22 protein-coding genes and 3 pseudogenes are annotated in these 24,500 nt (G+C 62.9%); 9 read left to right on the top strand and 16 right to left on the bottom strand.

Translation table 11 applies throughout. The features are described from left to right. Window positions 1-529 (top strand): annotated as a pseudogene (locus WBB07_RS26855) (DNA polymerase III subunit gamma/tau); the annotation flags it as partial. Between the two features lie 10 nt (window positions 530-539). On the opposite strand, the gene WBB07_RS26850 reads toward WBB07_RS26855, so the two are convergent. Together WBB07_RS26850 and WBB07_RS26845 are read right to left on the bottom strand one after the other, a co-directional pair. Further along, the gene (locus tag WBB07_RS26850; RefSeq protein ID WP_526312344.1) at window positions 540-1,853 is read right to left on the bottom strand and encodes an SAM-dependent methyltransferase; all 1,314 of its coding nucleotides are present in this window, start codon (window positions 1,851-1,853) and stop codon (window positions 540-542) included. Next, window positions 1,850-3,229 carry an FAD-binding oxidoreductase gene (locus tag WBB07_RS26845; protein WP_526312342.1) on the bottom strand — a complete coding sequence of 460 codons (1,380 nt, stop codon included), beginning with the start codon at window positions 3,227-3,229 and terminating at the stop codon, window positions 1,850-1,852. The genes WBB07_RS26850 and WBB07_RS26845 overlap by 4 nt, the downstream gene beginning before the upstream one ends. Before the next feature lie 90 nt (window positions 3,230-3,319). Between WBB07_RS26845 and WBB07_RS26840 the strand changes: the two genes are divergently transcribed. After that, window positions 3,320-3,757 (top strand): SRPBCC family protein, encoded by a 438-nt coding sequence (locus WBB07_RS26840; RefSeq protein WP_526312340.1) that lies wholly within the window; start codon window positions 3,320-3,322, stop codon window positions 3,755-3,757. Here the strand turns inward: WBB07_RS26840 and WBB07_RS26835 are convergent. Then, window positions 3,754-4,503: an Rv3717 family N-acetylmuramoyl-L-alanine amidase gene (locus WBB07_RS26835; RefSeq protein WP_526312346.1), complete on the bottom strand. Its 750-nt coding sequence runs from the start codon at window positions 4,501-4,503 to the stop codon at window positions 3,754-3,756. The two genes, WBB07_RS26840 and WBB07_RS26835, sit on opposite strands and share 4 nt — an antisense overlap. A 214-nt stretch (window positions 4,504-4,717) precedes the next feature. Between WBB07_RS26835 and WBB07_RS26830 the strand changes: the two are divergent. The 3 genes and pseudogenes from WBB07_RS26830 to WBB07_RS26820 form a co-directional block, all read left to right on the top strand. Then, a pseudogene (locus WBB07_RS26830) lies at window positions 4,718-5,017 on the top strand (YbaB/EbfC family nucleoid-associated protein); the annotation flags it as partial. A 45-nt stretch (window positions 5,018-5,062) separates the two neighbouring features. Continuing rightward, on the top strand, window positions 5,063-5,674 hold the full coding sequence (gene recR, locus WBB07_RS26825) for a recombination mediator RecR (RefSeq protein WP_526312338.1): 612 nt from the start codon (window positions 5,063-5,065) through the stop codon (window positions 5,672-5,674). 118 nt (window positions 5,675-5,792) lie between these two features. Beyond that, window positions 5,793-6,668: pseudogene (locus WBB07_RS26820) on the top strand (type IV toxin-antitoxin system AbiEi family antitoxin); the annotation flags it as partial. 92 nt (window positions 6,669-6,760) lie between these two features. Here the strand turns inward: WBB07_RS26820 and WBB07_RS26815 are convergent. Together WBB07_RS26815 and WBB07_RS26810 are read right to left on the bottom strand one after the other, a co-directional pair. Then, window positions 6,761-7,468: a type 1 glutamine amidotransferase gene (locus WBB07_RS26815; RefSeq protein ID WP_526312336.1), complete on the bottom strand. Its 708-nt coding sequence runs from the start codon at window positions 7,466-7,468 to the stop codon at window positions 6,761-6,763. Then, a complete protein-coding gene (locus tag WBB07_RS26810; RefSeq protein WP_526312334.1) occupies window positions 7,465-8,685 on the bottom strand; it encodes a MurT ligase domain-containing protein in 1,221 nt (406 codons plus the stop codon). Before WBB07_RS26810 ends, WBB07_RS26815 begins: the two co-directional genes overlap by 4 nt. 101 nt (window positions 8,686-8,786) lie before the next feature. Between WBB07_RS26810 and WBB07_RS26805 the strand changes: the two genes are divergently transcribed. Beyond that, window positions 8,787-9,791, top strand: coding sequence for a DEDDh family exonuclease (locus WBB07_RS26805; protein ID WP_526312332.1), 1,005 nt, complete (start codon window positions 8,787-8,789; stop codon window positions 9,789-9,791). A gap of 57 nt (window positions 9,792-9,848) precedes the next feature. Here the strand turns inward: WBB07_RS26805 and WBB07_RS26800 are convergent, their stop codons facing one another. From WBB07_RS26800 to WBB07_RS26790, 3 genes are all read right to left on the bottom strand, one after another. Continuing rightward, entirely contained in the window at window positions 9,849-10,232 is a 384-nt protein-coding gene (locus WBB07_RS26800; RefSeq protein ID WP_526312330.1) for a hypothetical protein, read from the bottom strand. A 78-nt stretch (window positions 10,233-10,310) separates the two neighbouring features. After that, window positions 10,311-12,122, bottom strand: coding sequence for a 2-isopropylmalate synthase (gene leuA, locus WBB07_RS26795; RefSeq protein ID WP_526312328.1), 1,812 nt, complete (start codon window positions 12,120-12,122; stop codon window positions 10,311-10,313). A gap of 185 nt (window positions 12,123-12,307) precedes the next feature. Further along, the gene (locus WBB07_RS26790; protein ID WP_526312326.1) at window positions 12,308-12,886 is read right to left on the bottom strand and encodes a hypothetical protein; all 579 of its coding nucleotides are present in this window, start codon (window positions 12,884-12,886) and stop codon (window positions 12,308-12,310) included. 529 nt (window positions 12,887-13,415) lie between these two features. Here WBB07_RS26790 and WBB07_RS26785 point away from each other — a divergent pair. Continuing rightward, window positions 13,416-14,135, top strand: a complete 720-nt coding sequence (locus tag WBB07_RS26785) for a GntR family transcriptional regulator (protein ID WP_526312324.1) — start codon at window positions 13,416-13,418, stop codon at window positions 14,133-14,135. Between the two features lie 193 nt (window positions 14,136-14,328). Here WBB07_RS26785 and WBB07_RS26780 read toward each other — a convergent pair whose 3' ends face one another. From WBB07_RS26780 to WBB07_RS26745, 8 genes are all read right to left on the bottom strand, one after another. After that, complete coding sequence (locus WBB07_RS26780) at window positions 14,329-15,780, bottom strand: metal-dependent hydrolase family protein (protein ID WP_526312322.1); 1,452 nt, start codon at window positions 15,778-15,780, stop codon at window positions 14,329-14,331. A gap of 14 nt (window positions 15,781-15,794) precedes the next feature. After that, a complete protein-coding gene (locus WBB07_RS26775) occupies window positions 15,795-16,739 on the bottom strand; it encodes an alpha/beta fold hydrolase (protein WP_526312320.1) in 945 nt (314 codons plus the stop codon). A 150-nt stretch (window positions 16,740-16,889) separates the two neighbouring features. Further along, window positions 16,890-17,723: an ABC transporter permease gene (locus tag WBB07_RS26770; RefSeq protein ID WP_526312318.1), complete on the bottom strand. Its 834-nt coding sequence runs from the start codon at window positions 17,721-17,723 to the stop codon at window positions 16,890-16,892. Further along, window positions 17,716-18,528 carry an ABC transporter ATP-binding protein gene (locus tag WBB07_RS26765; protein ID WP_526312316.1) on the bottom strand — a complete coding sequence of 271 codons (813 nt, stop codon included), beginning with the start codon at window positions 18,526-18,528 and terminating at the stop codon, window positions 17,716-17,718. The genes WBB07_RS26770 and WBB07_RS26765 overlap by 8 nt, the downstream gene beginning before the upstream one ends. Next, window positions 18,518-19,585, bottom strand: a complete 1,068-nt coding sequence (locus WBB07_RS26760; protein ID WP_526312314.1) for an ABC transporter substrate-binding protein — start codon at window positions 19,583-19,585, stop codon at window positions 18,518-18,520. The genes WBB07_RS26765 and WBB07_RS26760 overlap by 11 nt, the downstream gene beginning before the upstream one ends. 22 nt (window positions 19,586-19,607) lie before the next feature. Continuing rightward, window positions 19,608-20,795, bottom strand: a complete 1,188-nt coding sequence (locus tag WBB07_RS26755; protein WP_526312312.1) for an FAD-dependent oxidoreductase — start codon at window positions 20,793-20,795, stop codon at window positions 19,608-19,610. A gap of 100 nt (window positions 20,796-20,895) precedes the next feature. Next, entirely contained in the window at window positions 20,896-21,759 is an 864-nt protein-coding gene (locus tag WBB07_RS26750; protein WP_526312310.1) for a fumarylacetoacetate hydrolase family protein, read from the bottom strand. Between the two features lie 50 nt (window positions 21,760-21,809). Continuing rightward, window positions 21,810-22,217, bottom strand: a complete 408-nt coding sequence (locus WBB07_RS26745) for a RidA family protein (protein ID WP_526312308.1) — start codon at window positions 22,215-22,217, stop codon at window positions 21,810-21,812. Window positions 22,218-23,105: 888 nt separating this feature from the next. Here WBB07_RS26745 and WBB07_RS26740 point away from each other — a divergent pair. Both WBB07_RS26740 and WBB07_RS26735 read left to right on the top strand, forming a co-directional pair. Next, window positions 23,106-23,429 (top strand): hypothetical protein, encoded by a 324-nt coding sequence (locus WBB07_RS26740; RefSeq protein WP_526312306.1) that lies wholly within the window; start codon window positions 23,106-23,108, stop codon window positions 23,427-23,429. Between the two features lie 161 nt (window positions 23,430-23,590). Then, on the top strand, window positions 23,591-24,349 hold the full coding sequence (locus WBB07_RS26735; protein ID WP_526312304.1) for a hypothetical protein: 759 nt from the start codon (window positions 23,591-23,593) through the stop codon (window positions 24,347-24,349). The last annotated feature ends 151 nt before the right edge of the window (window positions 24,350-24,500 follow it).

Genomic DNA, 24,500 nt, shown 5'->3' with positions numbered 1-24,500 from the left:
GCCGCGGGCCGAGCCGACGCCTCCACCGGCAGAGCCGAGCCGCCCGTCCGCGCCCGGCCAACCCGACGCCGCCGCGGTCCGCAGCATGTGGACCACGGTGCGTGAGAAGGTCCGCCAGCGCAGCCGTACCACCGAGGTGATGCTCACCGGTGCGACCGTGCTGGCCATCGACGGTGACACCCTGGTGTTGTCCCACGAGTCGGCTCCGTTGGCCAAACGGCTTTCCGAACAGCGAAACACCGACGTCATCCGCGAAGCCCTCAAGGACGCGCTGGGGGTCAACTGGCGGGTCCGGTGCGACCCGGGTGGCCCCGCGGGAGCGCCGGCGCCGGCCGCTGAACCCACCGCCGAGAAGGTTGCCGCGCAGGCCGACCGTCAGGCCGCGGAGCGCGCGGAGGAAGACGCCATGCTGGCCGAAGCCGCCGATTCGGTATCGACGCCGCGCCGTGACCCCGAGGAAGTGGCGCTGGAGCTGTTGCAGAGTGAGTTGGGCGCCCGCAAGATCGAGCCACCGTCGTCACCGTTCTGACCCAACCGGGTCAGGCCTGCCACCACGGGCGGATCGGAAGACCGCCGTCGGAACCCTCGGCGTCCAGCTTCACGGCAAGGACCTGGTGCAACTGCACCACATTGGTCTCGAAACCCAGGCGTGAGCCCGCCATGTACAGCCCCCAGACCTTGGCCGTCGCCAAGCCGACCTCGGCAACCGCGTCGTCCCAGTGTTCGACCAGGTTGGCACACCAGTCCCGCAACGTCATCGCATAGTGCTGGCGCAGGTTCTCTTCGTGCAGCACTTCCAGCCCCACGTTCTGGGCTTCGGCGATCACCCGACCCGAACCGGTCAGCTCGCCGTCCGGGAAGACATAGCGGTCGATGAAACCCCCGGCCGGTGAACCTGCGCGGTTGTCGGGACGGGTGATGCAGTGGTTGAGCAACAGCCCGCCGGTGCGCAGTTTCGACTGCAGGAAACGGAAATACGACGGGTAGTTGTGTACGCCGATGTGCTCGGTGAGCCCGATCGAGGACACCGCGTCGAACCCGGATTCACGCACGTCGCGGTAGTCGCTGTGGCGCACCTCGGCCACATCGGTCAAGCCCTCGTCGACGATTGCCTGCTGACCCCACCTGGCCTGCTCCGCCGACAGCGTCGCACCGATGACACGCACCCCGCGACGCGCGGCGTACCGAACCATTCCGCCCCAGCCACAGCCCACGTCGAGCAGCCGGTCTCCCGGGGAGAGCCGCAGCTTGTCGAACACCAACCGGTACTTGTTGTCCTGAGCTTCCTCGAGCGAGGCATCGAGGTCGGGATAGCAGGCGCAGGTGTAGGTCATCGACGGGCCGAGTACCCACTCGTAGAAGGCATTCGAGACGTCGTAGTGGTGATGGATCGCCTCGGCGTCACGAGTCTTACTGTGCCGCAGGCCTTCCGCCACCCGACGCCACCGAGGCAGCGCCTCCTGCGGAGGGGGCGCGATCGGTTTGAGGTGTTCGATGCCGATCGAGCGGATGATCTGGGCGACCACGCGTGCCGGGGGCAGCTTGAACTGCAGCTTCTCGGACAGCGCTTTCAGCAGTTCGTACGGATCCCCCGGGTGCACGCCACGGGTCTCGAGGTCCCCCGAGATGTAGGCACGTGCCAACCCCAGGTCGCCGGGGGCAGTCGCCAGGTACGTGGTGCCCCGTGGTGTCAACAATTCCAAACCGAGCGCGGCCTCGTCGGGCCCGGCGGAACTTCCGTCGTAGGCATTGAATTTCAACGGCAGTTCGCTGCCGTCGGTGAGGATTTCCAGGATCTCGGCGAGCGTGAGCTTTCCGGATCTGTCCAGGGAAGGATCTTTGATGGTCGTCATCGTCGTTGCACCGCCTTCGCAAAAAGATCGAGCAGCCGTGAATCAGGATCGTAGGTCTTCTTGACGGTTTTGTAAGCCTCGCCGCCATACAAGTCGTCAAACTCTTCTTTTGAATAGAATGCATCGGAGTACAGCGATTTATGCCCGCCGAGCTCGCTGACTTTCCGTTCGATGAGCTTGTTGGTGTAGCCCTCCTCCCGGCCCGCTGGTACCGAGGACCAGAAGCCGACGTTGACGTAGGTGTGTCCGGGCCGGATCGGGTACAGCGGCCATTCGTCCTGACCGCGGAGACGCAACGGACACAACCAGACCGGAGTGATCGGGACGTTGGTCAGGAACCAGTCGAGGAAATCGGCAGTGCGACCGATCGGGACCTCGATGTCCTGGACCACCCGCTCTCGCGGGGCCCTGCCGTGATGCTTCTCGATCCGGTCGGCGATGCCGAAACGCCGGTCGTAACCGATCAACTTCCAGTAGAAGCTGCTGCGACGGTATCGCCGGGGCCACCAGCGCCGGATCCGCGGATCCTGTGCACCGAAAGCCCTTGAACACCAGAACCAATCGGTGTCCCACCGCCACAGGTAGTCGTGGATGGTGAGCCGGTCGTGCTTCTCCCCGGACGGATGGCGGATCGACTGGTAGTAGACCTGGCTGCCGGTGTAGTCGCTGACCGGACCTGCTGTGGCGGTGTGGATTCCCAACACCAGATACGATTCGTCGGCGCTGAACACCACGCCGTCGAGGTAGTCCACCCGATGGCCGTCATGGCCACCGGTTTCGATGATGCGGTCCATCGCGGCGATCAGGTCAGCCAGACTGTGGAACCGCAGGTGCCGCAGCTCGACGAACGGTTTGACCGCCTCCAGCTCGATCCGCAGCCGCACCGAATAGCCGAGTGTGCCATAGGAATTCGGGAATGATCGAAACAGATCCCGGTGCTGCTCCGGTGAGGCCGTCACGATTTCGCCCGTGCCGGTGAGGATGTCCATCTCCCGCACCGACTCGTGCGGCAGTCCATTGCGGAACGACGCCGACTCGATGCCCAGGCCGGTCACAGCGCCACCGAGAGTGATCGTCTTGAGCTGGGGAACCACCAGCGGGGTCAGGCCGTAGCGCAGGGTCGCCGACACCAGATCCTCGTAGGTGCACATCCCGGCAACGTCGGCGGTGCGGGCCTGCGGGTCGACGGCGAGGACCCCGGTGAGCCCCGACGTGTCGAGTCCGGGCGCGTCCCGTTCGGCGCGGGCCCGGAACAGATTGGATGTCGGCTTTGCCAGCCGGACGGTTGAACTCGACGGAATAGCGCGGTAGCTCGCGAGGAGCCGCCTCACGCCGGCGGCGTGAGCGGACTGTGCGTCGGTCACGGGTACAGACACGCATATACGCTAGTCGGCGACCGCAACCGATGCGACTGCACGGCTGTGACATGGATCGCCCGCGATCCCGCGACAGAGGAGTTTTACCTGATGGGACAGGTCAGCGCTGCCAGTACGGTCCTGATCAACGCCACGCCGGAGGCAGTGCTCGCCGCTGTCTCCGACTACGAGAACGTCCGGCCCAAGATCCTTTCCCCGCACTACAGCGAGTACCGGGTGCTCGAGGGTGGACAAGGTGCCGGCACCGTCGTCACCTGGAAACTGCAGGCCACCAAGTCCCGTTCCCGGGTGATCGAGTCTTCCGTCGACGTGGCGGGCCGGACGGTCATCGAGAAGGACAAGAATTCGTCGTTGGTGACCAACTGGACGGTGGCACCGGCCGGGACCGGCGCGACCGTCACCACCAAGACCACCTGGACCGGTGCCGGCGGGGTCAAAGGCTTCTTCGAGAAGACCTTCGCCCCGCTCGGGCTGAAGAAGATCCAGGCTGAGGTACTGGAGAAACTGAAAGCGCAGCTCGAGAGCTAACCCGTCTGCAAGAAGGCGACGATGCCGCGGGCCACCGCGTCGGCATACTTTTGCCGGCCCTCCGGCGTGGTGATCAGCGCTTTGTCGGCCGGGTTCTTCATGTTGCCCAGCTCGACGAGGATCGACGGGTATTGGGCCAGGTTGAGCCCGGCGATGTCGGATCGGGGGTTGAGCCCGCCGGAGCCGATGTAGTTCGCCGGCGGGATCCCCGAGGCCTGCAGCTGGTCGCGCATCATCTGCGCAAACCGCACCGAGGGGCCGGCCTGGGCGTTGTTCAGGGGCGGCGCCGAATAGAGCACGTGGAAACCGCGGCCGGTGGAGGGCCCGCCATCGGCGTGGATCGAGACGATCGCGTTGGGCTGCAGCGCAGTGGCCATCGCGGCGCGTTCGTCCACGCATGGCCCCAGCGCGTTGTCGTTGCCGCGGGACATGGCGGTACGCACCCCGAGCGCGTTCAGCGCCTGCCGGACCCGCAGCGTGGTCTCCCAGGTGAAGCTGTGTTCGGGGTAGCCCTCGTCGGTGGAGGTGCCGCTGGTCTGGCATTCCTTGGTGCCACCGCGACCGTTGTTGACCTGCCGGTTGATGGACGCGTCGTTGGCGCCGTTGTGGCCGGGATCGAGGAACACGATTTTGCCCGCGATATTTGCCGGTGCGCTCGCCGCCGGCGTCGCGGTGGTGATGGACACGCTGGCGGCGATGAGGACACCGCTGACCATCGCGGCGCCGACACGCAGACGGGCTGGCACTGGCACGGCGCCACCGTAGCTGCAAGGCGTCTAGGCTTGAAAGGTCTAACGCCCGTCTCGGCGCAGGCGCAACCAAGTCGAGACCACATCGTCACCAAAGCGGAAATCGTCACCAAGTTACGGAAATCGACACTCAAGTACGGAAATCGACACTCAAGTACGGAAGTCGTCACTCAAGTACGGAAGTCGTCACCAAGATCGGAAGGGACCAGTCATGCAGCCCGGAGGCACGCCCGATATGTCGGCTCTGCTGGCGCAGGCTCAGCAGATGCAGCAGCAGCTGCTCGACGCCCAGGAGCAGCTCGCCAACACCGAGGTACAGGGTCAGGCCGGTGGTGGACTGGTTCGGGTGACCATCAAGGGCAGCGGTCAGGTCGTCGGTGTGGCGATCGATCCCAAGGTGGTGGATCCCGAGGATGTCGAAACCCTGCAGGACCTCATCGTCGGTGCGCTGGCGGATGCGTCCAGCCAGGTGACCGCGCTGGCGCAGAGCAGGCTGGGTCCGTTGGCCGGCATGGGTGACGCCCTCGGTCTTCCGGGATTCTGAGACTGTCCCGGGATGTTTGAAGGTCCTGTTCAGGATTTGATCGATGAGCTGGGCAAGCTGCCCGGCGTCGGTCCCAAGAGCGCGCAGCGCATCGCCTTCCACCTGTTGTCGGTGGAACCGCCGGACATAGACCGGTTGACGGCGGCGCTGGGCCGGATCCGGGATGGTGTCACCTTCTGCGAGGTGTGCGGCAACGTCTCCGATGCCCAGCGCTGCCGGATCTGCGGAGATGCGCGCCGCGACGGCACGATGGTGTGTGTGGTCGAGGAACCCAAGGATGTGCAGGCGGTGGAGCGCACCCGGGAGTTCCGCGGCCGCTATCACGTGCTTGGTGGGGCGCTGGACCCGCTGTCGGGAATCGGCCCCGAGCAACTGCGCATCCGTGAACTGTTGAATCGGATCGGTGAACGGGTGGACGGTGTGGACATCACCGAGGTGATCATCGCCACCGACCCCAACACCGAGGGCGAAGCCACCGCCACCTATCTGGTGCGGATGCTGCGTGACATCCCGGGGCTGACGGTGACCCGGATCGCCTCGGGTCTGCCGATGGGCGGTGACCTGGAGTTTGCCGACGAGCTGACCCTGGGCCGCGCCCTGGCCGGCCGCCGCGCCATGGTCTGACCCCAGGGCGGGCTCCCAGTTACGCCCAAACTCACAAACTGGCGCAAAGTTGTGAGTAACTTCCGCCATTTCGTCGGTCTGGGCGCCACTTGTCGGGGCTGCGGTTCACCATCCCCGCATGACTGAGATATTCCTGGGCCGGGAAGCGCTGGGCGACGGCATGCGCCGTCACGAACTGCGCCGTTGGTATCGGCCGGTGTTTCGAGGTGTGTACTCCCCGAAGAACGCGGTTCTCACTTTGCGAGAGCGAATCTGGGCTGCGTGGCTGACAACGGATCGCCGTGGGGTCATCGCCGGACTGGCAGCATCGGCCTGGCACGGGGCCGAGTGGGTCGATGACGTGGCAAACATCGAGGTCCTGGTTCATGATCGGCGGCGACAACGAGGATTGATCGTCCGAGATGACCGGCTCGGTGACGACGAGATCATGGTCGTCGACGGGCTGCCGGTGACCACCCCTGCCCGCACCGCATTTGATCTCGCGAGGTACCGACACCGTTTCGACGCGCTGGGTCGGCTGGACGCGTTGATGCGTGTCGCGCCGTTTGCCGCCGCCGACGTCGACGGGCTGATGCACCGCTATGGCCCGGTCCGCGGAGTCAGACAGCTGAGGGATTTGCTGCCGCTGGTTGATGCCGGGGCCGAGTCGCTGAAGGAGAGCTGGTTGCGACTCTTGTTGATCGACAACGGTTTTCCGATCCCGCAAACTCAGGTCCCGGTGTGCGACGACGGCATTCCCTTCGCGTTCCTGGACATGGGTTGGCGCGATCTCGAGGTGGCGGTCGAGTACGACGGAGATCATCACCGCATCGACCGGCCGAGCTATGTCCGCGATCTCAGACGACTACCCAGGGTGGCGCGCCACGGCTGGGAGGTGGTTCGCGTGATCAAGGAAGACAAGCCCGCGGAGGTTCTGCGGCGGGTTTACGAGCTCCACCGTCGGCGGGGCGGCGCCGAGATCGACGGACTGGCGCATTTGTCTCGCACTTTCGCGCCGTTTCGTGAGTTTGGGCGCAACCCGGATGAGGTTGGGCGCAACCCGGATGAGGTTGGGCGCAACCGCAACCGCAACCCGGATCGGGCGGCTTAGACCCGGCGGGGAGCGGCCAGGCGCTCGCGCCGCAGCTGCTCTACCTCGGGCATCTCCAGGGGCGGGAGAGCACCGACCACCTGCGTCAGCAGATGATCGGCCAATTCCGGATTGCGTGCCAGGCACGGCCCATGCAGATAGGTGGCCACCACACTGCCCTGCACGGCCCCGTCGTAGCCGTCGCCCGCGCGGTTGCCCGCACCCTTGGTGACTGCCGCCAGGGGACGCGCAGCTGAACCCAGAACCGTTCCACCACGGTGATTTTCGAAGCCGGTCAGCGGTTCTGACAACCCGTCGATCAAGGGTGTGCCGGCTACTTCGCCGATGGTTCGAGACTCCTGCGGTGAGGTGGTCACATCCAGCATCCCGACACCTTCGACGCGCTCACCGGCCGAGGTCTCATACCAATGCCCGAGCACCTGGATGGCCGCACAGATGGCCAGCACCGGAGCTCCACGCTCGGCTGCCCGCTGCAATCCCGGATGGCGCAGCAGGTGTTTGGTGGCCAGCCGCTGGGCGTAGTCTTCGGCGCCGCCGAGGGTGTACAAATCCAGCGAGTCCGGTACCGGATCGGCCAGCGTGATCTCGACGATCTCGGCGTCGATCCCGCGCATCAGCAGCCGGCGCCGCAGCACCACCGCGTTGCCGCCGTCACCGTAGGTGCCCATCACATCGGGGAGCACCAGCCCGATCCGTACCGTCATGAGAGCACCCGGTTGAGTGCCAGGAACGCGGTGTAGTTGGCGATCACCTCGACATGCCCGGGCGGGCAGGAGGCGATTGCGGCCATGGTGTCGTGCACCAGGGTGTGCTCCACTGCGGCATAGCCCAGCCGGACCGCAAGATCGGTGCCGCGTTCGCCGGCGGCCACCACCGAGGTACCTTCGAAATCCTCGAAGCGCACATCCCACAGCCAGGACAGGTCTTCGCCGTCGGGTACCTGCCCGTTGACCGCGATGACCACCCCGGCACCCTGCTTGTCGATCATCGACAGCGCCTCCTGCCAGCCGGCCGGGTTCTTGGCCAGCAGGATCCGCGCCGTGTGCGCGCCCACTCGCACAGTTCGGTAGCGGCCCGCCACCTCGTCGACAGCCGACACCGCCGCGACGGCCTCAACCGGAGAAGCGCCCAACGCGACGGCCGCCGCCACCGCCTGCGCGGCGTTGCCCCGGTTCACCGCGCCGGGCAGTGCCAGCGACATCGGTAGCACCAAACCGTCGGGCCCGTAGAGCGACGTGTCGTCGTACCACCATTGCGGGTCGGGCCGTTTGAAGTCGGTTCCCGTCGAGTACCAGTGAACGCCGTCGCGCACGATGATCTCGCCGCTGCGTGGACAGCTCACCGAGTCGTTGGCCCAGCCGCCGCCGGCCGCCACCCACACCACGTCGGGGCTGTCGTAGGCCGCAGATGTCATGAGCACGTCGTCACAGTTGGCGATCACGGTCGCCGAGGGGTGCCGCGACAACCCGCCGCGCAGAGTGCGCTCGATGTGGTTGATCTCACCGACGCGATCCAGCTGATCGCGGGACAGATTGAGTAGCACGATCACCGACGGTTCCACCGCATCCGCCACATGCGGCACATGCATCTCATCGACCTCGAGCGCCGCCAGACCTGCCGAGCGGGCCGAAGCCAGCGCCGCGACCAGCCCGGCATCCATGTTGGCGCCTTCGGCGTTGGTGGCGACGGGGCCGACGGTCTGCAGCGCGGCGGCGGTCATCCGCGTGGTGGTGGACTTGCCGTTTGTGCCGGTGACGACGACGGAACGTCGGCCGCGCCCGAGCTGCCGGAGGATCGATTTGTCCAGCGTCATCGCGACCAGGCCGCCGATCATGGCGCCTGCTCCGCGCCCGGTGACACGCGACGCCCAGCGTGCGCCGGCACCGGCGGCCAGGGCGACGCGTCCTCGGGGTGAGATCACCCGCGCAGTGTAGTTCGGCGACGGGTTCTTGGAATCGACACGGTTTTCCACAGCGTGGGGAAGACCACGGTTTTGTCGGGGCTGCGTGCCATCCTGGCTGCGTGAGGCATGAGTGGGGCCGGCCGGCTGTCCCGTTGGTGGACGGGGCGTCGGCGGACGGCTGGGTGGTGGTGGATCTCGAGACGACGGGATTCAGCCCCGGCCAGGCCCGCGTGATCAGCCTGGCGGCCCTGGCGCTCGACAGCGACGGCCACGTCGAGCAGTCCGTCGTCAGCCTGCTCAACCCTGGAGTGGATCCGGGCCCCACCCACGTGCACGGCCTCACCACCGAGATGCTGGAGGACCAGCCCACCTTCGGTGACATCGCCGCTGACGTGGTGGCGCTGCTGAAGGGCCGGACCCTCGTTGCCCACAATGTCGCTTTCGACTACTCGTTCTTGGTTGCCGAAGCCGAGCTGATCGACGCCGAACTGCCGACCGAAACCGTGATGTGCACCGTCGAGCTCACGCGCCGGTTGGGCCTGCAACTCGAGAACTTTCGACTGGAGACCCTGGCCCGGCACTGGGGAGTTGCGCAGCTGCGGCCACATGACGCCTTCGACGACGCGTCGGTGCTGGCGCAGGTGTTGCAGCCGGCACTGCAACGCGCCCAGGAGCGCGGCATCTGGCTGCCCGTGCGCCCGGTCACCCGCAAACGCTGGCCCAACGGCCGCGTCACCCATGACGAGCTGCGCCCGCTGAAGATGCTTGCCGCACGGATGCCGTGCCCATATCTCAACCCCGGCCGGTACGTCAGTGGCCGGCCCCTGGTGCAAGGTATGCGGGTGGCATTGTCGTCAGAGGTCGGCCGCACCCATGAGGAGCTGGTCGAACGCATCCTGCACGCCGGGCTGGCCTACTGCGACTCCGTGGACCCCGAGACGTCGCTGGTGATCTGCAACGACGCCAGCCCTGAGCAGGGCAAAGGATTCTTGGCCCGTGAGCTCGGCGTCCCGGTGGTATCCGACGCCGAGTTCATGGACTGCGTGGCGGACGTCGTCGGTGGTACCGGCATCGATCAGTTCACCGACACCACCGCCGACGGCCAGCAGTTTGCTCTTTTTTGACTTTCCGGTTCCTCTGCCCAGCTCGTTCCTCGCTGCGCGTTGGTCACTGGAGGTGTTTCAGCTGAGCGCCTTGGCCTTCAGCGCGTTGAACTCGGACTGCGAAACAGTGCCCGAGTCGAGCAACGCTTTGGCGTCGGCAATTTCTTGAGCGGGTGAACGACCGGCGGCTTGCTTGATGTAGTCGTCGGTCTGTTGTTTGGCTGACGAAGCGGCTTCGCGGGCCCGCTCGGTCATGCCCTTCCCACGCGCGACCAGATAGACCAGTGCGGTCACATACGGCAGCACGATCAGGAAGAAAACCCAGATCGCTTTGACGATGCCCGAGGTCGTGTGGTCACGCCAGAACAGATCGGTGAGGATGTTGAACAGGATCATCAGGTAGGCGATGAACGCAAAAATGACGATCAGCGACCAAAAATAATCCCAGAATGATTGCCACATTTCGGCTTCTCCTTAACCGACGTGCCGGATGCGCGAATCTACGCGGACGTCAGCCTATCGGCCGGCGCCCGCGAAGGCTCAGCTCAGCCGCGCGGCCCGGTTGACCGCTGACACGACGGCACGCAGCGACGCGGTGGTGATCGATGTGGCGATGCCGACCCCCCACACGGTCCTGCCGCCGATCGAGGCCTCTACATATGCCGCAGCCTGAGCCTCTTCGCCAGCCGACATGGCATGTTCTGAATAATCCAGCACATTGACATCAAAACCGACGGCGCCCAACGCATCACAGAACGCTGCCAGCGGGCCGTTACCGGCGCCGACGATCTCCTGCTCTTCGCCGTTGATCTTCACCACGGCGGTGATGGTGTCGGTACCGCCGTCGACTTCGGCGGCGTCGACCTTCTGTCGCATCCGCTCCAGCGGGCTGACCGGCTTGAGGTATTCCTCGGAGAACGCGTCCCACATGACCTTGGGGGACACCTCGCCGCCCTCGCCATCGGTGATCTTCTGGATGGCCTGACTGAACTCGATCTGCAGCCGCCGCGGCAGCGCCAGACCGTGATCGGCCTTCATGATGTAGGCGACGCCACCCTTGCCGGACTGCGAGTTCACCCGGATGACGGCCTCGTAGGTGCGGCCGACGTCCTTGGGGTCGATCGGCAGGTACGGCACCTGCCACAGGATGTCGTCGACGTCAGAGCCGACGTCATCCGCACTGACCTTCATGGCGTCCAGGCCCTTGTTGATGGCGTCCTGATGGCTGCCGGAGAACGCGGTGTAGACCAGATCGCCGCCGTAGGGATGGCGCTCGTGGACAGGCAGCTGGTTGCAGTATTCGACGGTGCGACGGATCTCGTCGATGTTGGAGAAGTCGATCTGAGGATCGACACCACGGCTGAACATGTTCAGGCCCAGTGTCACCAGGCAGACGTTGCCGGTGCGCTCGCCGTTGCCGAACAGGCAACCCTCGATGCGATCAGCACCGGCTTGGTAGCCCAATTCGGCTGCGGCCACAGCGGTTCCGCGGTCATTGTGCGGGTGCAGGCTCAGGATGATCGAGTCGCGCGGGGCCAGATGTCGGTGCATCCACTCGATCGAGTCGGCGTAGACATTGGGCGTGGCCATCTCGACGGTGGCGGGCAGGTTGATGATCAGCGGCACCTCAGGGGTGGGCTTCACGATCTCGGCGACGGCGTTGCACACCTCGACGGCGTACTCCAGTTCGGTGCCGGTGTAGGACTCGGGAGAGTACTCGAACCGCCACGCGGTGCCGGGATACTTCGCGGCTTCCTCGACGCACATGCGGGCGCCGTCGGTGGCAATCTTCTTGACGGCATCACGGTCGGCCCGGAACACCACCCGACGCTGCAAGATCGACGTCGAGTTGTAGAAGTGCACGATCGCCCGTGGCGCCCCGGCACACGCCTCGAAGGTGCGGGTGATCAGTTCGGGCCGGCACTGGGTCAGCACCTGGATGGTGACGTCATCGGGGATGGCGCCCTGCTCGATGATCTCGCGGACAAAATCGAAGTCGGTCTGAGACGCCGACGGGAAACCGACCTCGATCTCCTTGTAACCCATTCGGACCAGCAGGTCGAACATGCGGCGCTTGCGAGCCGGGCTCATCGGGTCGATCAGCGCCTGGTTGCCGTCGCGCAGGTCCACTGCACACCACGACGGGGCGGTGTCGATTACCTTGTCCGGCCAGGTGCGATCGGACAGGGTGACGTCCTGGACCTCGTCGGCGAAGGTGCGGTACCGGTCGACCGGCATCGAGGAGGCGCGCTGGGTGTTCCAGGCGGGCTGGCCGGGGTTGGGGGCGCCGGCAGGGGTGTTGATGGTGCGTACCGAGCTGAACGCGTCAGCAGGGTTGAAGTTCTCGCTCATGGGTGGTTGCTCCGATTGTCTGGATTTACATCAGACCGGCGCATCGACAAACACCCGCGACGGGTAGCCAGTCTGGTTCAGACCCCGCCGCGGCGTCCGAGAAGGAGCACCCGCTGCACCTCGACACCTTAGCAAGCCGGCGTGCCCCCTGGAAACCACCGGTGTGAGAAACCACCGGTGCGAGCTCAGGCCGAATGTGCCAGGAACCTGCGCAGCCGGCGACAGCAGCTCAGTGCGTCGACATAGTGACCGACATCCTCATTTGTGACTGGGATGACGTCCTGCTCGATACCGAGTGCCTTCTGAGTGAGGAGCTCGATCCGTATTGAACCCGTGGGGGTTTCCTGCGGTTCGAAGTGGTGAAACCGGTACAGCTGCTCGGGATCGCTGAGTACCCGCATGACTGTCAACCGCGCCTTGGCGGTGTCGGTGGCTCGCCGGACGCTGTATCTGAGGTCACTGTCGATCAGGTCGTCGTCGTAACTTGTGCAGTCCGCGACCACTCGCGGATCGGTGAGGACGGCGGCCACGGCCTCGGCGGACACCTCGGAACGGAACTGCGCCACTATCTCTCCGGGTGTGCAGCCGAGCAGGTCGGGCTCGGGGAAGAACAGGTCCTCGGCGGGGTTGGTGATGGGGTCGGCGAACGGGTCCTCCCCGTCTTCGATCGCGTCGAGGACGCCGTTGGCGTCCACCCAGTCGTTGACGTTGTTGTCGGCGTGTGCGTCGTCCAGGTCGTCTTCGACGAAGTCGTCGGCGAACACACACCGGACGTGTGCGCGCGGTAAGTGGTCGGTGCCGTCGCTCCACAAGAAAGCGGTGGTGCTGACGCCGTGGTGGCTCCGGATCCGGTCGTCGTCGATCCGGTAGCCGTCGGCATCATAGATGGGGTTTGAAACTGACCACTGACCGCCTCGGGAGCGTGGAGGGTTGAGTTGATTTCTTTGCGTTGGTGGTCGGACGGAACCAACGCGTCGAGGTCCCGGCCGGTGGTGCTAACTCGGGCGTAGCCGAGGATCGCCGTCATGCGCGGTGACTGTCTCATCTCACCCACTCCCGACAGTCCAGATCTGAGACACGCGAAATGAGACAAGAAACGCGAAATGAGACAAGAATTGAGACACCCCGAACTGGAGTTATGCCGAGGGCTGGAAATGCGCTCAGACCTTGTCTCGTTTCACTAGAAACGAGACAAGGGCGGCCAAGGCAACCCAGGGGCACATCACCTCCGGGAGGTCCAGGGCGTTTCAGGGTGGCAATTCCGTTGGAGTCGGCAACGATATACTATAAGTTGTGCCGGAACCGACTCAACTGACGAGCGCAGCTGTACTCAAACCAAACACAAACATAGCGGCGGTAACCGCCACACAACGGGTCGCAGCCGGCCTGCGGGAGCGCATCCTCAACGGTGACATGGTGCCGGGCTCGCGGATCGTCATCGACCAACTGCGTGCGAGGTACAAGGTATCCCATATTCCACTGCGTGAAGCGTTGCGCACGCTTGAAGCTGAGGGCTTGATTGTCCACGTTGCCAACCGCGGTGCCCACGTTGCAGACCTCAGCGCGTCGGAAATCGATGGGCTATATGAACTGCGAATGCTTCTCGAACCCGCCCTGGTCTCGAAGGCATGCCGAATCAAATCGGCGGGCGAGGAAAAAGCTGCACGTCGCGCGCTCAAACGGATGGCGAAGTTGGATGTGATGAACGAGCCGGTAAAGTTTCAAGACGCCCACCGCGACTTTCACGCTAGCTTGGTGCTTCCGGCCGCCTCAACGGTGATCCGAAAGACGCTTGAGCCGATCTGGCAGCAGGTCCAGCGCTACCAAATTCGGCTGTATCAGATCCCCTGTGTCCCAAACCTCGGTGGCGTGCAGCACGAAGAAATTCTAAAGGCTTGGGAGGCAGGCGATTCCACATGCGGTGCTCTGCTGCACGAGCATCTTGAGGATGGGCGCGTGCAGATGACGAAGTCTGTCGTGGAGAGCTTCAGGATGGCTGAAACTGCCAAATAGCCAACGCAGTATTGGAACGCGACCTCGTTCTACCGACTACGGAGGCCAGGTTGGGCGCGAAGTGTGGTGACATCAAGAAAACCTCCGAGTGGAGTGCAAGCTGTCTTCGAACGCTCCCCCCTCCCTCGGAGGTCCTCTTGTGGTTCCACCCGCACTCTCGATTCTGAAGGAACTCCGCCGCGGTTCACCCGGGTTACACGGAGGCCGGACCTTCACCGTTGAGGTTGGCCGCAGTGCCAGCAGTCGCCTGGGCGCCGACTCTTTCATTCTTGCGGATGTCGTTGACCACGTCGAGACGCTGCTCGCGAGACCAATCCAGTTGTGTAGTCGGTCTGGGTCCGCCTTCAAGCGCGCGCTCATAGGACAGGACTTCCCAGCCGTACTCATGCGGTAGATAGTCGTTGCGCAGGTACCTGCTGCGAATGTCCTCAGGGAATGCCTGCACCTCGCCGTTCAAGATCACCGTCTCGACTTTGCCAGGGGCATAGAGAACCCGAATATCCTTCACCGGATCACCGTTGACGATGATGATGTCGGCGAGCTTGCCCTCGGCAAGCACCCCGAGATCGTCAGGCAGGCCCATAGCGTTGGCACCATGCTTCGTCCCCGCCTGAATTGCCTCCAAAGCCGACATGCCGGTGTAGTGCATCAACATCTCTAACTCACGCCCATGCCAGACGCCGTAGGGCACCGTCGCAAACCCACTATCGGTGCCCATCGCGAATTTGACCCCCGCGGCGTATGCGCGGTGCAGGGTCTCCTGCGTGGTGTCGTTCAACCGCTTCGTGGCTTCCACAATCGCCGGTCTATGCCCGGAGATGTCGGCGAACTCCACGATGTGGTGCATGAACACCTGCGTCGGAGCCAACGGAATCTGACTTTTCGCCAAATTTGCGATGGTGGCATCGGACATGTAATTGCCGTGCATGATGTGGTCGAACCCGGCATTGATAGCAGCATTCATCTCACCGTCCCCGCGAGCGTGAATGGTGATCTTCAAACCCAACTGATGCGTCAGATCTGCGCACAGCTTGAGTTCGTCGTCGCTGAAGGCCTGGAAGTCGCCGTACGGACTGTCGGCGAGCTTTATCAGGTCCACGCCGGCTTTGGCCTGGCGGCGAATCTCGTCGACCATCTGGTCTTTGGTGTTGGTCAGCTTACCGATGCTCGATTCAGGGTTGCCGGTGGCATCGGGGAACCAGTCGGTCAGGCCGTTACTCGTGGTCAGATACCGGCCGGCACTGGTCATCCGCGGACCATGGACCAGCCCCCGTTTGATTCCTTCGCGAAGGCCGACCCCGATGAAATAGCTGCCACCGGGCTGCGAGATGCTGGTCACCCCGGCTGACAACACCTTCTCAATGTTGGCCGCGGCGATCAATGTGCGCAGCTCGGGCGGTGTGTAGATGCTGATTTCTTCCTCGGTGCGGGCCAAGCCGTAGGTCATGTGGCAATGGATGTCGATCAGCCCGGGCATCACGGTCTTACCCTGGGCATCGATCACCTCGACCGACGCACCTCGTGGAATATCGGTCTGGGGGGAAACCGATCCCATCTTGACGACTCGTGCATTCCGTACCAGCACTGCGCAATTCGGCTGTGGCGCATTCGCATCGCCATCGATCACCGTGCCGTTCTCGATCAACAGCCAACGATCAGTCATCGAATTCCCTCCTTGAAGGCAAAACCAGAAACAATCTCGACAAAGGACGCTGGGTCCTCGAAGTAGGGGACGTGACCGCACCCGGGCATGACCGCAAAGTGCGATCCCGGCAACAATTCGTGGCTGCTGCGCCCCATCGACAGTGGTGTCCAGCGGTCATCCTCGCCCCACACGATCAGCACCGGCGTACCAGGCAGCCTGTTGCGCAATCGTTCATCCTGACGATCAGCATTGGCTTCCACATTCAGCAGTGCCGCAGCGGTTCTCAGGGCCTCAGCGGCACCCTCGGAAGAGTTGATCATCGATTCTTCGCGCACCCAGGCATCGGTCACCATCGTCGGATTCGAAACCAGAGAACCCAGCTTGTTCCGCACCGCCTGCTCGCTGCCGTTGGCCACGCTGTCTGGATCCACCGCATTCGCCTCGGCTAATTCGGCGACACCCAACGTGCCGATCAGCACAACTGCGGAAACGAGGTCCGGGCGGTCACAGGCCAACCGCGCTGCGACATGTCCACCCAGCGACGTACCCGCAACCACAACGTGGTCTAGCCCCAGTTCGTCGAGCACACCTGCGACAAAGTCAGCTAATCCGCGTGCCCGGTAGTCTATTCCGGCAAATTTGTCTGCCAGGCCATGCCCTGGGAAGTCGATGGCGTATACGCGAAAGCCCGCCGCTACCAGTCCGGGGATCGCCGGAATGAACCGGTCTGCCCGTGAGCCGACACCATGCAGACAGATCAGCGGTATGGCCCCGCGGTGAGATTCCACCACCCGGGTGCGAATTCCCTTGGCAGTGATTGGATATGTGATGACGTCTTCTCGCCCGAAGTTGAAGGGTAGCGCGCCGGATTTCGGATGACTCACTTCGCCACGTCCAGCTGAGAAGGCCAACAGCGTCCATAGTTCACGCTGGCGGCAGAATCTGTGAATTTCCGCCATGAGTGCCGCATCGTGCAGCGTGCGTCGAAAGTTGTGGACCGACCACCGCCACCCGAGTGCGCACGCGCAGTTGGCTTGGAAATGATCGGCACAATCTCTCCTTTATGACTTTGAGCCATGTCCCCATGTCTGCAACCCATCGCGGAACGATTACGTGTGCGACCGCCAATAGACCAGTTTGCGATCCACGATGTCGACGATTGCGTACAGCACCAGGCCGGCGAACATCAGCGCCACGATTACAGCGAAACTCGATGCGACATCAAGCTGGAAGTTGAAGGTGGCAATCAGGACTCCCATACCTTGTGAAGCACCGACGAACTCGGCGACGATGGCGCCGATCAGTGCGAGAGTGATAGCTGTCTTCAGACCTGCGAATATCAGCGGCATCGACGAGGGAAGTGACAGCATCCGATAGGTCTGGAGCTTGCTTGCGCCCATGGACCTCATGAGAGTGCGAGCGTCCCGGTCCACTGTTTCCAATCCGACCACGGCATTGATGAAGACCGGGAAGAAGCAGATTGTCGCCGCCATCACGATCTTCGAGGTAATCCCGAATCCAAACCAAGTTAGAAAGATTGGCGCCAACGCGACACGCGGCATGATCTGCACGCCAACTAGCAGCGGATACAGCGCCTTTCGCGCCGAATCGACGATCCCGACCCAGGTGCCGAGAAGCCAAGCCAATACGCTGCCGATCAGGAATCCGACGATGGTTTCGGTCATGGTCACGGCGGTGGCCTGCCAGAAGAACCCTTCGCCCGCCAACTCGGACAACCGGACCGCGACTTTGGTCGGCGGCGGAAGGATGACCGGACTGGCTAACCCGATACGTACCGCAGACTCCCAGAGGACGAGTACACCGACCACAACCAAGGTTGGTAGCAAGATCGCCGATGCTGCTCCGGACTCCTCCAGTCCGCGAGCAGACGCGCGGCGCGCGGGCTTGCCGGTTACGCGTGATGAAACCTGGTTACTAGACATGTTTTCCGATCATCCTCCTGATTCGCGTAACAAGATCGGCGGTGTGATCGAGTTCGAGCACCTCGCCGGTCCGCGGTCGGGGTAGGTCGATATCGACGATTTCATCGATCTCCCCGGGTCTCGGTTTCATCACGACGACGCGGTCGGCTAGAAATACGGCTTCAGTGATGTTGTGGGTGACATACAGCGTCGTTCTGCCACGGACCGCGTGTAAACGAGCCACTTCGACATTGAGACGCTCACGTGTGAATTCATCCACGGCAGAGAACGGCTCATCCATCAACAGAATGGATGGGTCGGTGACCAGGGCCTGGGCCAGGCTTGCACGCTGACGCATTCCACCCGAGAGTTCCCAAACGTGTTTGTTGGTGAACTCGGCGATGCCCATTACTTCGAGTAGTTCTATAGCTCGCTGTCGTGCCACGGCATCATCGCGCTTCTGAATTTCGATGGGCATCAGCACATTCGATAGAACCGTTCGCCAAGGTAGCAGTACCGCCTTCTGCAACATGATGCCGACGTCCCGCCTGCCCGCGCTGGCTGGCGTAGTCCCCACGGTGACACCGCCTTGCGACATCTCGATGAGGCCGGCGACGATATGCAGCAGCGTTGATTTGCCGCAGCCACTGGGGCCGACAAACGCTACGAACTCACCTGGCGCAATATCGAGATTTACGTTGCGTAGTGCCTCGACCGTGCCGCTTCGTGTCTCGTATGCCTTCCTGACGTTGCGGATCGCAACCCCCGTTGTGCTGGAAGGTATTTCACCGCCTCTGACAACGGTGGACCTTGGCTCAGCCGCCATAGTTCTCAGCCTCCAGACGTACTGCTTCGACATCGAATCCCTCTGCTGCGCGCTGCACCGCCTCCACTACATCGCCACCGGCGAGAAGATTCATGTCGAGCCCGGGCGGCACAATCTCCGAATCCGCCAGCAGCTGACTCGTCGTCTGCCAGTCTTCGATCGGGACATAGCCAAACGGACCACTCCCATCTCCTTCGGAGAGATCGAGGAACTCGTTGACGTACGCCGTGGCAAATGCCGCGTTTTCACACTCGCTTGGGTACGCCTTGCATCCGATCGCCTGGGCAGCCTTGCGATTTGCCAGGGCGAAAGTTCCACCCATCTTCCAGCCTTTCGCAAATTCCTCTACCTGCGTGCGCTTCTTAGGGTTGTCGAGGACATCAGTTGTCGTGATCAGACAATCCCCGGGGACGCCCTTGTACTTATCCGGAGTGATATCCCGCAACGTCAAACCGTCGACTTGGAGCGATATGATGTCGGGGTAGCTTGACGCATAGGCGTCCACTGTGCCGTTCTGAATGGCGGTCAGAGTCTGCGGCCCCGCGGCACCAATCGGCAGGACTGTGATATCGGAGGAGCGCGGATCGATTCCAGCATCGTTCAACGCAGCGTTGACGATAGGTTCTTCACCGCCCCCTTTCTCGGTGATGCCGAGGGTACGGCCCCGCAGATCCGACACCTGCGCAATGTCGGAATCATCGCGCGTCACGATCTGGAACAGCTCACCAGGGGGTTGGCACATGAACGCGCGCAGCTTCTGGTCCTTCGAGAAGGCGACGATCGTGTCACTTGCACCTGCCCAGCCGACGTCCACGTTACCGGCCAGGATCTGCTGTGTGACATAGCCAGATCCGTTCGCAGACTGGATGTTACGTTGATACCCTTCGCCGAAGTACCCGAGTTCCTGGGCAATTGGCATCGGTAGCCATGAGAGGCCTTCGTGGAACGAGAGCAGCACGCTCAGCTGATCCGCCGATTGGTCCGAAGAGCTTTCAGAGGCGCATGATGGAAGAACCAACGTCGCGCCTAGCGTGGCGGCTATTAATGCTCGCTTCATGTTTGGATCCCTTTCCGGCTACTTAGAATTGGGCTTCGTCGACGTAGGTCCGGGCGTCGTACGTGTGTATCCACCGGCTGTCGGCGGGGATTCGCGCAAATGCTTCGTCGCGTGCCGCGACGTCTCCATCCTCTGGGAGGTGCAGCATGAAGTTGGCTTCCCAACAAATGCGTTGCACGCGTTCGGCACGCCGCTTGCGCAGGCCTTCATAGGCGGTGAGTTGCTTCTCGATGGAGCCCCCGGCCGCCAAGAGACTGGACAGTACGTAGGCATCTTCGATGGACAGGTTTGCCCCCTGCCCATGATGCGGCAGCATCGTATGTGCGGCGTCGCCGATCAGCACCACTCGCCCACGGCTCCACGTCGGCAGGGGTTCCATTCGGAAAAGCGCCCACCGTTCAACTGGCGCAGCTGCACGGATCATTTCGGTGACCGCAGGATGCCAATCCTCGTAGGCGGCCAGCGCCTCTTCGGGCGCTGCCGGCACCCGCCACACGTTCGGCGTCCACTCTGTCGGCTCTTCGACCGCAGCCAGAAAGGTAAGGGACTTGCCCCCGGGTTCGATCGGAAAATGCAGCAGATGGCCGTGTGAGCCGACCCAGAACTGCAGGTCCCCGGGGTTCTGTAGGGACGGGACCTCATCGGCGAGCACAATGCCACGAAAACCGCTGTTTCCGGTGTAGACCGCACGATCGTCCCCGAACATCCACCGTCGCACCATGGAGCGCGCTCCGTCGGCTCCGATGACGACGTCTGCAACGGATCGGGTGCCGTCAGCCCAGACCAGCGTGACCGAATCGTCACCGTCGTCGATGGAGACGAGTCGGTGCCCGAGTCGAATGTTCTCGGCGCCTGCTGCGTCGATGAGACGATTCTGCAACTCTGCGCGGTGTATACCCAGGTAAGGAAACCCCGTCTGCGTGCGATACCACCGGTCGCGGCCAAGGGGGTGGGTGACCAGCCTGTCGCCGTTGATGCCATCTCGAATGACGACATCACCGGGCTCGCCTCCCACAGAATCGAGCCCATCGAGTACACCCAGTTCAACCAGTACCCGCTGCCCGTTCGCGAAAAGCGACAGCCCTGCGCCGATCTCGGTCAGAACCGAGGCCTGCTCGTACACCTGGACATCGACGCCGCGCCTGTGCAGGGTGGCTGCTGCGGTCAGACCACCAATTCCTGCACCTATAACGGCAACTCGTAAGGTCACTGAATTCACTCCATTCAACTAAAGACGGCGCGATGTTTCTGGCAAGAGCGGTAATCGCTGGATCCCAGCGCCTCGGCTAACAAGCGTTCTAGGTTCGTGTTTAGGCCGGCGCAGCTGCGGAGTCGACCTGCGACGCAAATTCGTTCGAACGCGATACGAACCGCTGGGTCATTTCCCCTAAGCGCTCGATTTTGCTGACCAAGACGTCACCTGCCGACAGGAAGCGGGGAGGTGTACGTCCCATTCCGACACCGGCTGGTGTTCCGGTAAAGATCAGGTCTCCGGGCATCAGGGTTGCGGTCTGTGAGATGTGGGCGACGATTTCGGGTACTGAGAAGATCAACTCAGCGGTTGTTCCGCTCTGTACGACCTCGCCATTAAGAGAAGACTCCAGGCGCAGCGAGTCGAGCGGCCCCGCCTCGTCGAGAGTCACGAAGTACGGCCCGGTGGGCGCGAATCGACGATGCGACTTTGCGAGGCTGAATTGGGCTGGTGCGCCGCGCATTTGGCCTTTCCTCTCCGATAGGTCTTGGCCAATCATGACCCCTGCGACATGGTCGAGTGCACGCTCGAGGGGAATTCGGTAGCCGGTAACTCCGATGACCACGACGAGCTCAATCTCCCAATCCACGTTGCCTTCGGGCAGCTCGACCTCTTCATCGGGCCCACACAGAGACGACGGGAACTTCGCGAAGATCAAGGGGGATGTCGGCGTTGCGAGCTTTGCCTCGATCGCGTGATCCGCGTAGTTCAGACCTACGGCGAATATCTGGCGTGGTTCGCACACCGGAGGTCCCAGCTGCGGTTCTGAATCGAGCACCGGCTCGACTGCGGCGGCGGGAGTCGCTGCTTCACACCAACTCTGAAAAGAGTCCCAGCGGTCGAGGACGGAGGTCATCGAGGGCCCGAATTCCCCACCGCTGGCGCGGTGAATGTCGATCGGCCCGCCGGCTCCGATGATCACGGCACGTCGGTCGATGGTTCCTAATCTCATAACTTCGCATTCCTCCGGCGTCAGTTGAATCGGTGTGGGATGGATGCGACAGCTTCAATCTCGACAACTGCCTCCGGCACAACGAGGGCAGTGATCTGCACAAGAGTGCTCGCCGGTCGCGATCGACCGAAGTATCGTTGCCGCACCTGGTTGACGGCGTGCCTGTCCTCGATATTGGTCAGAAACACAGTCACTTTCAGGATGTCGGCAAACGAGCTGCCAACCGCAACTAACGCAAGTGCCAGGTAGTCGTGGACGACCTCTGCCTGTTTCGTCACGTCGCCTTCGCCGATGACATGACCATCTGCACCTATGGCGATCATGCCCGAAATGAAAGCCAAGTCACCGCTACGTACTACGTCGGTGTAGTGACTGACAGGCTGGGGAAGCCCCGCTACGCGGAACTCCTCTCGCTGAAGACTGCTCACGCGTGCCTCTCTTCCTCGGTTTCTACTGACTTTTCGATCTAGCTCACCGCAGTGCGAACAAGCTTGGCCAGGAGCGCAATTGGCAAGGAGAAGGGCAAGCCCTGCAGGTTTGTACGCCCCGGCGCTACGCAGCGTGCCGGTGGAAGTGCACTGCTACTCCCGCCGACGTCGGGATTCCCTGGGCGAAGTGTCGCGTCCAGGTCGGCATGCGCCGCTGTGTAGGTAGCGATAAGAACTCCTTCACTATCATATAATATAGGGCACAATACACGTCGCCCACGAAACAGCAACCCCCATTCGGCGACACCATCACGGCGGTGCCTAATGGTCTGTCTCAGTTTTCGTTAACTGATCCGCAGACTGTTGCCTTGCAACCTCTTCAGGTGCCCTTACGATCTTCGGGTCGGGTTGCATCGAGCACGCTTGCCTTACTCGATGCGCGCGCCGACGATGTAGGATCGTGCATCCACTGGGAGATGCACGTACGCGTCGGTGACGACCTGGAGTCTGTCGGACTGACCGCCGGTGCTGCTCATCTACGTCTATGGATCCGTTCGCCTCGATGGCGTTGCCATCGCCTTGGCGCTGGACCCAGAACGAGTGCGCACCTTTGCGACGTGGCGTGAGCAGCAACGTGATTGGTCGTCTCACACTGCATCATTTGATCTCACCGAGCTCTCGAGTGACGTTCGTGACGAGATCGAACGGTTCTATGCCTCACCGAACGTGTGGGAGCCCGGCGCTCGGGGTGCTGTTAATCCACCCCGACATCGGTTCGGGCAGGCGGAGTCTTCATGACCGCCATTCCCCGCAGGCCTTTGATCACGGCGGCGCGCGGCCGTAGCTGTAGGTCCGTCATTGAACCGCTCGGCATCCTCGCGGTGGCAGGTGGGTGACACCGGCGGCGCGAGCTCGACTGCTGTGGACCTCGCCGACTACGTGAGCAGGCCAGAGGTGGCGCGGCGGGGAACCGCTGAGCTGAGCCTGCCGGTGCTGCACTTTGAAAGCCTCGACGCCGCGACGGTCAGTTGGTGTCGGGATTGGCGCGCTGAGGTGCGCATGACCGATCTGGCTGCCGAGATATCTGGACCCCCGGCGGTGACGGTCGACGCGGTGGACTTCGTGCTGGTGCAGCTGAGTGGGTGTCGTTGGCCAGTCGCCGAGCGCCTGGCGGAGCTCGGCATTCGGGGCCCGTTTCGCGGAGTTGTTTGACGGAGGGCAACTCGGAGTGAGTTGCGCAGGCGGCTTGGGCGGTTGAGTGTGCGACCAGCTACCTCGATGATGAATCGGTGATCGTTGCTGTCGAGGGGCCGAGTGCGGCCGGTAAGACAACTTGGTGTCGGCGACAGCCTTGGCCGGTGGTGGCCGAGTAGGTGCTGACGGGCCGGGAGCCCGATGGCGTCGACGAAGACCAACAGGGTCTCTACTGGGTGCAGATCAACTCTGGGCGCTGGCAGCAAGCCGTCGAGATTGAGCGCAACAGCCAGATGGTGCTCTGTGATAGCGATCCGGTGACGCTTCACTACTCGTGGTCTCTGGCACGCGTGGGAGCGGCGCCGTGGTCGAGGTTTATGCATGAATTGCGTTATGTGAGAGAAGCTGTCGCGGCTGAGCGCTTGGGGTTCAGCGACGCAGTGCTCGTGTCGATACCGCCCATAGAGCTGCTGCGTAAGCGTAAAGAAGGAGATGTCACACGCCAGCGGCGATCGTTCGAACTGCACGTGAGGCTGGCGGAGCCGTTGCGCGAATGGTACGACACATTGGAAAGCGTTGGGCCGGGCAGAGTTCTGTGGTCACTGCCGACCACCGGGTTCCGACAAACCTGGAAGAGCGCCCGCAACGATGCGATGTGTGCCTGCTCGATCGTTTGGTTGAGTGCCTTCCAGGCCGTGGTTAAGCAGATTCGTGTGGTCCCCGGTCGACTGAGACAAGATCTGCCCTGCCTCGTTTCTCTAGAAATGAGACTCCCGCGTAGCGCCGAGCTGCAACGTATCTGTCTCAGACGAGTCCGATGCAATTCGCGCTCTGTTGTTGGTGATCCGTCGAGCTTGTTCGAGTTCTGTGCGCAGCTGGTGATTGTCGAGTGTCAGTTTCGCGATACTCGCCACTGCGATTTCGAGGTCTTGTCGTAGTTCCTGTGAGGTGAGCCCCCTGTAGTGGTCCAGTTGATCTGTTCCCGTGTTGTTGGTCCACGGTTGTGAGAGTCGAGGGCAGAGTGATCATCAGGAGGTCACATGCCCCGTCAGTACTCGTCGTCGGTGCGCAGGCAAATCGTTGCCCGGC

Origin of the sequence: Mycobacterium sp. (assembly GCF_049647605.1) — a bacterium.
In the GTDB taxonomy this organism is placed as follows: Bacteria; Actinomycetota; Actinomycetes; order Mycobacteriales; family Mycobacteriaceae; genus Mycobacterium.
This window is presented reverse-complemented; position numbering and strand designations above follow the sequence as displayed.